Consider the following 12,431-nt stretch of genomic DNA (forward strand, 5'->3'; position numbering starts at 1 on the left):
GCAATTACACCGCCACATCCACAACCGTTCAGCCGGAAGGCAACGCGACGGCAACCCAGACCGACCAGAACGGCAACGGGCCAAGCCTCGCTGCGACCGATGCCTATGACGACGTCACCAACCCCGAGGCGCCGACCATCGTGGCGGGCGACGGCAACACGGACGGCACGCTGACCGTCACCGGCACCGCAGAGCCGTTTGCTACCGTCGACATCACCTTCCCGAGCGGCGAAACAGCCCAAGTCACCGCGGATGCCAATGGCAATTACACCGCCACATCCACAACCGTTCAGCCGGAAGGCAACGCGACCGCAACCCAGACCGACCAGAACGGTAATGGGCCAAGCGCAACCGCGACCGATGCCTATGACGACGTCACCCCTCCACCGACGCCGACAATGAACGCAAGTGTCAATGATCAGCAAAATGTTGTGACGGGGACCGGCTTGCCAGGTCAGACGATCACCGTTTACGACAGTACCAACAACCCCGTTGGCACGACCGTGGTGACCGATGACGGAACATGGTCGATGGTGACGACGGCGCCTATCCCAGACGGGGAAGTGCTCACAGCGACGCAATCCGATCCCGCAGGCAACGAGAGCGCACCTACCGCGCCAGTGACCAGTTTCACTGACACTGATGGTGACGGGATTGCAAACTCGGTCGATACCGATTCCGACGGCGATGGCATCCTAGATGCTTCCGAAGGTATTGCAGCGGACGTTGATATTGTTTCCGGCCCATCTCTCAGCTCGACTGCATCGGACCTACAAAACAATGGCACCGCTACTGTTGCAATCGATCCAAATGGCCCTGCAAACCTGAGCCTCATCATCAATGAGATTGCAGGCAATGCCAACTACGGCACATTCACGCCTGGCTTCCCTGATGGGAACGAATTTGAAATAAACGGCATTGCAACATCCTTGGCTGATCCAACATACCTTGATATGGTCGGCGATCCGCGGACGTTGCAGCTTGATTTTGGTCAATCGGCAGATAGTTTGGCCACATCAGGCTATGAATATCAGTATGTCATCGGTTTTTCGGGTATGGGCGGTGAAAGCTTTGCCAATCAAACGACCGTTATTTCGTCAACGACGTTGACCCAGGTCGGCTACCTGAACATGTTCAGCATCCAAGAGTTCGTCCCAACCCTAGACGGCGTGTTGGCCAACACGAATGGCATCACCGGCACGCAGCTGACAGCAGATCCGGCGGTGCCCGATGGTACGGATTACGTGTTCTTTACCGTGGATGGATCAATCTCTGACTTCACACTGGAATGGAGCGCAGCAGGCAGCCCGATTGACCCGCACGGGTTTGTGTTTGGTGTCATTGCAGTACAAACTGGCACCGACAGCGATACCGACGGCGACGGCATTTTGGACAATGTTGACATCGATTCCGATAACGATGGTATTTGGGATGCGTACGAAAGCAGCACTCTCAACGATGACAACGCCCAACCTGGCGGCGATGCGTTGCCCAACTATCTGGACACAGACAGTGATGCGGACGGGATCAGCGACCGAGAGGAAGCATCGTTGGATGCCGCAGCTATCGCCACACTTGAAGGCGGCGGCGGCAACGCTGACGGATATATCATCCTTACCGACGACGGCCTATCGTTAGACTTCACTGGCATTGGCAACACGATCACCAACCTCGAATATGTCGACATGCAAGACGGCGCAAACGCACAAACCCTGACACTGACCGAAGCCGACGTTATCAGCATGACGGACGCAGATGACAGCCTGATTATCACAGGTGACGCATTCGATACCGTCAATGCATCTGGTTTCGAAGCGACAGGTTCGCAGACTTCGATCGAAGGTGAGACTTACGACATCTACGCACTGAATGATGCTGAAATCATCGTTCATACTGATGTGACAGTCGATACCGTCTAATTTCTTCCGTGTTTGAGGGCCCGGTTTGTTCTGGGCCCTCGAATATTTTGACGCTAAGCCCGTCCAAAAGAAGTAAACATGCGCACTTTTGGTTGTCGATCTAGATTGCAAAACCAATTGTTGCTACCGTCGGCATGATCGCGAAAACAACCGTTCTTTCGCAATGTAACATCAGGCAGAGTGGTCAAATTTATGCATTCCAATCAGTACGTTGCACAAGGGTTGGCTTTACCATTTCGTAGCTTGACTGCCAAATTCGGGTGGCTGCCTTTAGTCATGCTGATTGTAGCATGTTCACAGCCGATCGAAACAGGCCCTGAACCGATTGATTTTTCGACACTCGACAATGCTGATGTATCGCACATCCAGACCAATCCTATTTCAATTGAAAACGCTGTGCGGTTCGGTGTTTTGTCGGCGAAAGACGTGCTTGCCTCGGATATCCGTTTCGAACAATCGCGAAACGAAATCGTCATCGCTCGGGCGGCTTTCTATCCTGAGGTGTTTTTTAACGTCGGACCGAATGCAACCAACTCGGACATCCTCGCGACGGGTCGAACGGGGCTCCGCTACACGTTGTATGATTTTGGTGAACGCGCTGCACTGGTCGGCAGCGCGCGGGCCGAAGTTGAAAAGGCGCGCTACGATGTCCTGTCCGAAATTGACACCGCCGCGTTAGAGGCTGCAGAACAATACATCGATCTTTCCTATCAGACAGCGGTTGTCGGCGCTGCAGAAGAATACGACGACAGCATAGGCGACCTTTCGGATTCCGTGCGTGCACGGGTGGAAATCGGTGTCGGGTCCGGGGTTGATCTGAACGAAGTTGAAACGGGCCAACTGTCTGCGGCGACTGCGATCGAAGATGCCAGAGCCGAACGCGCAAACGCAAAAAGCGCGCTGGAATCGACGCTTGGGATTTCGTTACAATCTGTGACGTCGATGACCCGCCTAAGGCAGGCGATCAGCCTTGATCCACAAACAGCATCATCGCTGCCAGATCTGTCAGGTTTCCCAACCTACGCAGCACTACAGCAGGCCGTTACCGCATCCGAATATAATCTGCGCGCCTCAAAGGCATCGCTGTTCCCGGGAATAGGTGTCGAAGCAGCCGTCGGCGTTGATATCGACCCCCGCGATGGTGCGGCGGGAACGGGCTTGTCGGTTGGACCGGTGCTGAGCGAGGCAATTTCTTTGGGTGGCGGTCGAAGAGAGCGCGTGGAAAATGCGGAACTAGAATACCTTGCGCAAGTTGAATCGCTGCGCGACGAAGAAAGACGACTACGATTGGATTTCGCCCAAGCCCGCACCGATCTAGCGGCAAGTCAATCACGAGTAAACCGGCGCACAAACATATTGGATTTAAATATCCAAACACGCGATATCATGCGCGAAGAATACGAAGTAGGCTCGAGATCGCTGCGCGATTTGGTCGACGCCGAAGAACGGATTTACGACGCACGCGTCGATCTGCTTAAGGCCTATCGTGATGAACTGAAAGACCGCGTTGCCCTACTAAAGGCAGTTAATCAGTTGTCTGCTGTACTATACGAGTCACCTGAATGACTGTGCACACCTTGCCGCAGTTACCAACGCCCGAAGTTTGGTTGAACACGGCCCACCTGTTGGCGAACACTTTGGACGTTCAATTGAACGAACGTGGGGTCAAGGATCGCCTACAACGCATAATTCGCGAAGACGGTCCCCATCACCTCAAGGGCGCGGCCGTGGCAGAGGCTTTGGGCCAACAATGGACGATCCTAGAGTTCAAGGATATCACCCGACTGGAACGGTCTAGAACAATTCTGGGCTGGACAAAGGGTGGCGCACCCTTCGTCATCACAGGGCGCAGCCTGCGCGGCCGTTTTGCGGTCACTTGGTTCGACGCGGAGGCGAAACAACACGATGTAATCCTTAAACCAAAACAGCTAAAAGCGCAGTTTGCAGGTGGGCAGTGTTTTGACCGCAAAGTCAGCTTAGACGTTTGGGAAAGAGATTCAAAACTAGCGGGAGAGCGGTTTTGGTTCTGGGATTCAATCAAACCTTTGGTCCGCGTATCCAAAAATTTGATGCTTGCGGCACTCATTGGAAACCTTTTGGCCGTTGGTGTTTCCTTGTTTGCATTGCAGGTTTGGGACCGCGTAATACCTGCCCAGTCTATCAATACGTTGACCGTTCTTGTGCTTGGGGCCGGAATCGCGGTTTTGTTCGAACTCCTACTACGTCTACAACGGATGTCGCTGATCGACGAAGTCGGCAACGTCGTAGATCGCAAGATGTCCGGTCGCGTTTTTGCACATATGTTAGGCATGAAAAGTGATGCGCGCCCACAGAGCCTTGGAACGCTCGCCGCTCAGATACGCGAAATCAACCAAATTCGCGAAGCTTTCTCCTCCTCAATGCTCAGCTCGGCGATTGATCTACCGTTTTCGGCGATCTTTCTACTCGTGATCTATTTCATCGGCGGTAGCCTGGTTGCCCCGATAATCGTCGCGATTGGCATCATTTTGACAATCGGCATTGTCGCGCAATTGCCCCTAAAACGCCTTGCCCAAGAAGGACTGGAGGAAGCGACCCTGCGAAACGGTTTGATCGTCGAAACCGTCCTGAAAAGCGACGAAATAAAACTACAGCAGGCCGAACCAACCCTGCAAATGCGTTGGGACCGCGCCGTTGTCACAGCCAACACCGTGTCACGCCGCCAAAGGCGTTGGAGGAACTTTCTATCGTCGGCGACGCAATCGATCCAGCAACTGGGTTACATTAGCGTTGTCAGCATCGGCGCCTACTATGTCATCCAAGGCCAGGCGACGATTGGTCAGGTGATTGCCTGTTCCATTTTGTCGAACCGCGCCATCGCGCCAATGCAACAAGTATCAAACGTTATGGGCGCATTGCAGGGCAGCCTGGTCGCAAAACGCGCACTGAACGGGCTGATGCAGCGGGACACGGATTTACCAACAGGGCAGCACCTTAGACGTGATTTGGCATGCCCAACAATCGCCGTTCGGAATGTTCGATATACATATCCAGAAACCGAAAACGACGCCCTGATAATCCCACATTTGGATATACCATTTGGATCCAAGGTCGGCGTTGTCGGCCGCATTGGATCGGGAAAATCAACTCTATTGCGTTTGCTGTCCGGGCTTGGCTCACCCACCTATGGAAAGGTGCTGGTTGATGACACTGACATAAACGCCGTCCACCCGTACGACCTGCGCACAGCGATCGGATACCAATCGCAATCCGCCGCGCTGTTTCGTGGGACCGTGCGCGACAACCTTGCCTTCGCACGACCGTCCGCAAGCGATAGCGACCTGATCCGCGCGTGCGAAATCAGTGGCGCAATCAGCCTGGTAAAGAAAAACCCAAAGGGTCTGGACCTGATGGTCAACGAAGCCGGCGAAGGCCTGTCAGGTGGGCAAAAACAATCGCTATTACTCGCCCGTACCATTTTGCGCGATCCAGCCGTCGCGCTGTTTGATGAACCCACTGCCTCTATGGACGATGAATCCGAAATTGCGTTTGTCAAAGAACTTGCAGACTGGTCCAAAGATAAAACGCTGTTAATTGCCACACATAGGGCGCGGCCATTGTCGTTGGTTGATCATCTAATTGTGGTCCACGAAGCGCGCATCGCGCTACAGGGACCTAAGGATCAGGTGCTTGCAGAGCTCAAAACGAACGGGGTGAAAGCAACGGAAAAAGGTGGCCAAACATGACCGAACCAGATTTCTTGTCCGAAGAAAAAGCAATAGGCCAGCGACAAAAACGTATTATCGCGACCGTCGCGCTGGTCTTTGTGTCGTTCATCATTTGGGCAGCTAGTTTTGAGCTGGAAGAAGTAGCAGTAGGTGACGGTAAAATCATCCCTTCGTCACAGATTCAATCGGTTCAGAGCGTGCAAGGGGGGCGCGTGATCGAACTCTATGCAGACGAAGGCGATTTTGTCGAAGAAGGTCAGCTTGTCGCGCTCCTTGACACCACAAAACTGCGCGCAGAGCTCGAGGAGATCGAGGCAGGTTACCTTGATGGTCGGGCGCAACAACAGCTGGTCGAAGCGCTACTTGCCGATGCGCAGGAATTGACGCTGGAGGGCGATTTTTCCGCTGACCTTGTTCGACAAAAAACTGCGCTTTTCTTTGAGATGAAAACGACACAAGAGCGTGCCGTCGCGGATCTAGAAAACGAACTGGCCCTGCTGGAACAAGAGCGCGAAATTTTTGAACGCGCCTCGCAACTTGGCGGCGGAACCGAGATTGAGAGGCTACGGCTAGATCAAAAAATCGCGGGCGTGAATACGACGCTGAATTCCACCGTTACATCGTACAAGAACGATTTGCGAAAACAGCTGGACGAGGTCAACAGATCAGTCCAGCAGCTAAATATCCGTCAGATTGCTACGCGCGATCTGCTGACTGGCAACGAACTCCGATCGCCCCGAAATGGAATCGTACAACAGGTTTTGGTCAGCACTGCGGGCGGCGGCGTTTTGCCACCTAACGGCACAGTAATGGACATTGTACCAGTCGAAGATCGGCTATTGATCGAAGCTCGTTTCAGCCCAAGGGACATCGCGTTTATCGCACCGAACCAAAAAGCACGCGTCAAGGTCACCGCCTATGATGCCGCCATTTATGGCGACCTAGAGGCCACAGTACTACGTGTCTCACCGGACTCTTTTCAGGATGAGACACGCAATGGCGAATACTATTTTTCAGTGACGCTAGAGTCCGAGCAAAATTATTTTGACGCGGGCAATGGACGTCAGCTCCCCATCATTCCAGGCATGGTCACAACGACCGAAATCCTGACGGGTCAAAGGACAGTACTGCAATATTTGCTCAAGCCGCTAAACCGCGCCTCAGACGCCTTTCGGGAACGTTGATACGCCCCCGTTTCTACAGCTGAAACAGCTTGCGCGCGTTGCCTGCGCAGACCTGGGCGCGCTCTTGGTCGGTCAGCGGCGCGTTTTCGACCCATTCGCTCGCCTCGGCCACGGTTTCGAACGGATAGTCCGCACTGAACTGGAAGCGATCAGCCCCGAGCATATCAATCGCACATCACAACGGCGCATCGGCGCACATGCCAGACGTGGTCACCCAGACGTTACGTTTAAAATACTCTGACGGAAGCATATCCAGCCGCCACATCTGATACGGTAGCGTTTCCCCCAATTGGCCCAAGATAATGCCAGCGTTCGGGTAACGGTCAGAAACGCCCGATAATATCAACCGCAGAGCATGGGTCGCTGTTTCCACCGTCCACGACCAGACCTGCCCGAATAATTCAGGGTGATCACCGTACATATGTACGCGTTCGTTTGGGATTGTCACGGATTTGTTACGTTCCTTTGACTTGGTATTTTGCCGAAAATGAGAACGGAGATGGCAAACGGACACAGCAAAGAATTCAAGCGCGATGCGTTGCGCATAGCATTCACCAGTGGGCTAACACGGCGGCAGGTCGCGTCGGATTTAGGGACGGGCGTTTCGACTTGAAACAGGTGGATCAAGGTCGCGCAGGAGAGTGAAGATGCGTCCCTTTCTGATGCCGATCTTATTCGTGAGGTTGAAAAGCTTCGCAAAGAGAACGCGGTTTTGAAGCAGGAGCGCGAGATCTAAACAACTGTTCCGAGCCGTCGCCCGCCTGTGCGCGGTAGAAACAGCCTGTGCTATGGTGTGATCAAAGGGCAGTTGCCGATAGCTTATTGGTGGGTCAGACCCCGTCAAAAAAACGTGGCACATGGACTGATGCGCACTTGAGAGTGGCGACACTGCTCGGCAATGATCCCGGTTAGGAAGATGACGAACTTGCATGGTCCACGCCCTTCGATTTGAACGGAGGTGTTAACATGACGAAGTGTAAGACCGGCAGCCACCCGGATCTGAAGATGGTTAATCTCAATGCGGCTGCATTCGATATCGGCTCAACATTGCATATGGCCGCCGTCAACCCTGACGCGGACGCCAAGCCGGTACGGGCCTGCGGGACATTCACTCGGGATCTGCATGATCTGGCCGATTGGTTCCGGTCTTGTGGCGTCACCATCGTGGCGATGGAATCTACGGGCGTTTACTGGATACCTGCGTTCGAGATTTTGGAGGCGCATGGTCTCGAAGTGATCCTGGTGAACGCCCGGTACGCCAAGAATGTGCCGGGCCGCAAAACCGACGTGAGTGATGCAAGTTGGCTGCGGCAACTACATTCCTATGGTTTGCTGCGCGGCAGCTTCAGGCCCACAGCACAGATCGCCACGTTGCGCTCCTATATGCGCCAGCGTGAACGGCTTACAGAATATGCCGCCGCGCATATACAGCATATGCAGAAGGCTCTGATGGAGATGAACCTGCAATTGCATCACGTCGTTTCTCACATTACGGGCGCAACGGGGATGAAGATCATCCGCGCCATCCTCACGGGCGAACGTGACCCCGATGTGTTGGCCGGATATCGTGATGTGCGGTGCAAATCTTCCATTGATACGATCAAGGCCGCCTTGGTCGGCAATGATCGCCCCGAACATGTGTTTGCTCTCAAGCAGTCGCTGGAGTTATACGACTTTTACAAAACCCCGATCGCAGCTTGTGATGCCAAACTCGAAGATGCTGTTAGCGCATTGACCGTACGGATAGACGGCGACGTAGCACCAATTCCGAAAGCCCGCTTCAAAGGCAAGCAGCGTCATGCGCCTGCCTTTGACATACGCGCAGCGCTCTACGGTGTGCTGGGCACAGACTTGACGCAAATCCATGGCCTTGGGCCGTCTCTGGCTCTCAAGCTGGTGTCTGAATGCGGGACGGACTTGCGGGCTTGGAAAAGCGCGAAGCACTTCACATCCTGGCTCTGTCTGGCACCGAGCAATAAAGTCTCAGGCGGCAAATTGCTATCTTCGCGGACCCGACGATCTTCAAGCCAGGCTGCGGCACTTCTGCGCTTGGCAGCCGTCACACTTGGTCGAAGTGATACCGCATTAGGTGCGTTCTACAGGCGGCTCTCGGCCCGGATTGGCAAGCAAAAGGCTGTTACTGCCACGGCGCGAAAGATCGCAGTCCTATTTTACAACGCAATCCGCCATGGGATGACCTATCAAGATCAAGGTGCGGCCGCCTATGATGAGCGACATCGGAAGCGTGTGCTCTCGAACCTCCAGCGCCGTGCAGAGACAATGGGCTATGCATTGGCGCAAATCCCAGATGGCGAGGCGGTTTCTTAGGAAGGCCACCCAGTTCTTTGCGGGCCTAAGGCAATGAGATTTAGGTTTGTCCACTGCCCGGCAGCGCATTGAAAATGCACGAGAGGGGAAGAACACAGGTCCAGCTTTCCAGCCAATCGGTTGTGTGAGGTTGTTGGCGTCAGTTCACGTGGTTTGCGTGCGTTCCGCAACCGCCCAGCCAGCCGCAGACAGCGATCTGATTTGATCACGTTGGCCCATATCAAAGAACAAGCCCGTCTTAGTTTGGGCAGCTATGGTCGACCACGCATGACGGAGGAGTTGAAAGAGGTCGGCTTGGATGTTGGCCATCGTCGTGTTGGTCATCTGATGCGCCAGAACGGCATATCAGTGGTCAGAACCCGCAAACACAAGGTGACAACCACTGCTCGGCAAGCGATTGCAAAGCAATCTGCCGAGAGGGAGATAGCGATCACAAGTTCAACATCGCGCCCAATCTGTTGGATCGTGACTTTGTGGCGGATGCACCAAACCGGAAATGGGCAGGTGACATCAGCTATGTCTGGACACGCGAGGGGTGGATTTATCTGGCGCTCGCCATTGTCCTCGGACCAATGGCGGACAACGGCTCGCTCCTGGACCTTCATTCAAGGCGTGTGATCGGCTGGGCGGTGAGCAATAGGATGAAACGTGACCTGGCAATCTGAGCGTTGAAGATGGCCATCGCGTTCCGGCAACCGCCCAACCACTGCATTCATCACACGGATCGTGGGTCGCAATATTGTTCACACGACTACCAGAAACTACTACGCCAACATGGGTTCAAAATATCGATGTCTGGCAAAGGCAATTGCTACGACAATGCGGCTGTTGAGACATTCTTTAAAACCATCAAGGCAGAACTGATCTGGCGACATCCTTGGGAAACAAGACGCAAGGCTGAGATGGCGATCTTCCAATACATCAACGGCTTCTACAATCCGCGCCGGCGGCACTCAGCCCTCGGCTGGAAAAGCCATGTCGCATTCGAACGTAAGGTGGTCTAAACGAGCACTTGGGGCGGCACGAAAACGGGACAGGTCCAGTTCAATGTGAACCAAGAAGGTGTCTATGAAACTAGGGGCTATTCAATTGATACGTTGCCCAGGCTCATAGAGCCTGTTGCCGCTTCGCGGCCCGTTTCGATGGCTGCACCTTGGCTAACATTGAGCATCGACGCGCCATGCCTGCCTTTCGTCCCTTGGTAGAGTATGAAGGCCCAGTGAAATGACCCAAACAATCCGGAATACCTAGGCTTTCCCGCCCAGAGCACCGTTATCGTCGCATAGTTGTCGTTGCTCCTCGTCACAGCATAGGGACCGTTGAAACTAAAGCGCGAATGGCCGCTTTCACGGCTTGACAGGATACTTTCGCAAAGAGCGGCGCATGGCGGCTACCCGCCCCTTGTGCACGACGTCTAAAGTGCCCCAAGCTGCTATTCACGCACTCAACTCAATGCTGTAGAGCGACGGGGCAAACTGGATTTTTGGCGCGTTCACATATTGAAAAGGCTATTGCGTCCAACTACGGTTGCGACAGGAGCAAAAACTTTGGCCACACCCGCCGCTTACCAATCGATTTCATAATAAGTGGATCGTCCGCCGCTTGCGCCTTTTCGGATCAGACCGGCCTTTTCAATGTCGTTCAAATCTCGGGTCGCGGTCGCGGATGATACTTTGGCGATTTTGCTGTAAGGACCTGCGGAAATCCCCTGTTCGACCCGCTCTTGGCCTTCGGCAAACAAGCGGCGCAAAACAGCGGCGGCGCGTGGGTTGATGTCTTTCATGCGCACGAAAAACGCGTTGCGGCGCACCAGAAACCGCGCATCGATGCCCGCTTCTTCGATGCCTAGGTCCAGCTTTTCCAGCAGCCATAACACGAATGGCGTGGCGTCGATGCAGTTCGCGCCTTCGGTCCGCCCCGCCTGTAGCGCGGCGTAATAGCCCCGTTTGTCGGCTTCGATCTGCCGAGATAGCGAAAACGGCAGCGCCCCCTGCCCTGCAAAGACATGTTCAATAATCGCACGCCCGATGCGGCCATTACCGTCGGAAAACGGGTGGATGCTTTCGAACCACAGATGGGCAATCGCGGCGCGGATCGGGATGGGTGTTTGATCGGTCGCCAGCCAGTTCAGAAAACGATCCATTTCCTGCAGGACGGTGTCATGCGGCGGCGCGACGTACAGAACATCTTCGCGGCGGCCCGTCGCACCTCGGACGATTTCAATTGGAAAACTGCGATAGCGGCCTTTGTCTTCGACCTCGATCCCGTGGAACAACAGCCGATGCCAATGAAACAGAACCTCGTGGGTCAATGGCCCCTGCCCTGCCCGAGCCTCTAACATCAGCGCGGCCACGGCGTCCGAACGGCGCTGCGGGATGGTTTGCCGATGCGCCATTGACGCCACGACTGACGCTTCGATTTCGGACCGCGCCAGCGGCACGCCTTCGATCCCGAAACTGGCCAAAGCTTCGCCCGTGACCGCCCGCAAGAAAATCTCTTGCCGTTCATCGGGCAACAGACCCGCGTGCATACCTTCGATCAGCCCAAGCCGCGCCACGACCCCCGCCAAAGCCTGTTCAGTTCGGACGGGGTCATGTTTGAAATTGGGCCAGTGGGGGGATTTCCAAATCTGCATGATGAGAATGCTACCAATATTCCCATCAAAAATCAAAGTAATTTGATGGGAAAACAACTTTATTCAATGCATCTTGGATGTCCTACCGCAATAGTCAGAACAGCACCCTAGGGAAATTATCTCCGCGGGGGCGGAGGAGCCCTCAAATGACCATATCAAATAAGAATTAGGCAGTGCTATTATGAACAATCACAGCCCGAGTGGCGATTGAACGCCTGCCCGCCGCAAAGGCTTCAAGGCAATGAACGTTCTGACCAACGCACCCCAAACCCTCCGCTGCGAACTCTGGACTTTCGGTCAACTCAAACACGGTCAACCCCACCTCAATAAACAACCGCCAGAAGCCCAACCACAAGTCGCGACCACCCAATGGAGGCAAAAACCCAACCACCCCACCCTACGAGGCTAAAATCCACATCCCAGACGCACCCACGCCATCGACCACACCGCACTTTTCGAAAATCAAACTCAAATCCCGACCATTCGCGGAGTAAGAAAGTTAAACTTCAGACCCAGCACTGCCGTCGACCAACCTTCACAGATGCTGCGGCGCGGCCCGCCATAACGGTTGTTCATGCATAACCCATTATTTTGATGCAGTCAGATGACCGCAACGCGAGACGAAGTGCCCTTTCGCGGCGGCTGCGCCAATGTCAGT

8 protein-coding genes and 1 pseudogene are annotated in these 12,431 nt (G+C 54.4%); 6 read left to right on the forward strand and 3 right to left on the reverse strand.

The annotated features are described in order from the left end of the window. The 4 genes from ACXAGA_RS11675 to ACXAGA_RS11690 all read left to right on the forward strand — a co-directional run. A partial coding sequence (locus ACXAGA_RS11675) for an Ig-like domain-containing protein (RefSeq protein WP_475117652.1) occupies window positions 1–1,919 on the forward strand: 1,919 nt, incomplete at its 5' end. A gap of 276 nt (window positions 1,920–2,195) precedes the next feature. After that, window positions 2,196–3,485 (forward strand): TolC family protein, encoded by a 1,290-nt coding sequence (locus ACXAGA_RS11680; protein WP_475117653.1) that lies wholly within the window; start codon window positions 2,196–2,198, stop codon window positions 3,483–3,485. Further along, complete coding sequence (locus ACXAGA_RS11685; RefSeq protein WP_475117654.1) at window positions 3,482–5,644, forward strand: ATP-binding cassette domain-containing protein; 2,163 nt, start codon at window positions 3,482–3,484, stop codon at window positions 5,642–5,644. The genes ACXAGA_RS11680 and ACXAGA_RS11685 overlap by 4 nt, the downstream gene beginning before the upstream one ends. Further along, a complete protein-coding gene (locus ACXAGA_RS11690) occupies window positions 5,641–6,810 on the forward strand; it encodes a beta-barrel domain-containing protein (RefSeq protein WP_475117655.1) in 1,170 nt (389 codons plus the stop codon). Before ACXAGA_RS11685 ends, ACXAGA_RS11690 begins: the two co-directional genes overlap by 4 nt. 13 nt (window positions 6,811–6,823) lie before the next feature. On the opposite strand, the gene ACXAGA_RS11695 is transcribed toward ACXAGA_RS11690, so the two are convergent. Together ACXAGA_RS11695 and ACXAGA_RS11700 are read right to left on the reverse strand one after the other, a co-directional pair. Continuing rightward, entirely contained in the window at window positions 6,824–6,973 is a 150-nt protein-coding gene (locus ACXAGA_RS11695) for an amidohydrolase family protein (RefSeq protein ID WP_475117656.1), read from the reverse strand. A 12-nt stretch (window positions 6,974–6,985) separates the two neighbouring features. Next, window positions 6,986–7,258 (reverse strand): hypothetical protein, encoded by a 273-nt coding sequence (locus ACXAGA_RS11700; protein ID WP_475117657.1) that lies wholly within the window; start codon window positions 7,256–7,258, stop codon window positions 6,986–6,988. A 518-nt stretch (window positions 7,259–7,776) separates the two neighbouring features. Between ACXAGA_RS11700 and ACXAGA_RS11705 the strand changes: the two genes are divergently transcribed. Both ACXAGA_RS11705 and ACXAGA_RS11710 read left to right on the forward strand, forming a co-directional pair. After that, the gene (locus ACXAGA_RS11705) at window positions 7,777–9,138 is read left to right on the forward strand and encodes an IS110 family RNA-guided transposase (RefSeq protein WP_475117658.1); all 1,362 of its coding nucleotides are present in this window, start codon (window positions 7,777–7,779) and stop codon (window positions 9,136–9,138) included. After that, a pseudogene (locus ACXAGA_RS11710) lies at window positions 9,139–10,142 on the forward strand (IS3 family transposase); the annotation flags it as partial. Window positions 10,143–10,702: 560 nt separating this feature from the next. Here the strand turns inward: ACXAGA_RS11710 and ACXAGA_RS11715 are convergent. Beyond that, window positions 10,703–11,773, reverse strand: coding sequence for a Fic family protein (locus ACXAGA_RS11715; protein ID WP_475117659.1), 1,071 nt, complete (start codon window positions 11,771–11,773; stop codon window positions 10,703–10,705). Between the last annotated feature and the right edge of the window lie 658 nt (window positions 11,774–12,431).

This window comes from Marivivens sp. ABH4_498 (assembly GCF_056160585.1).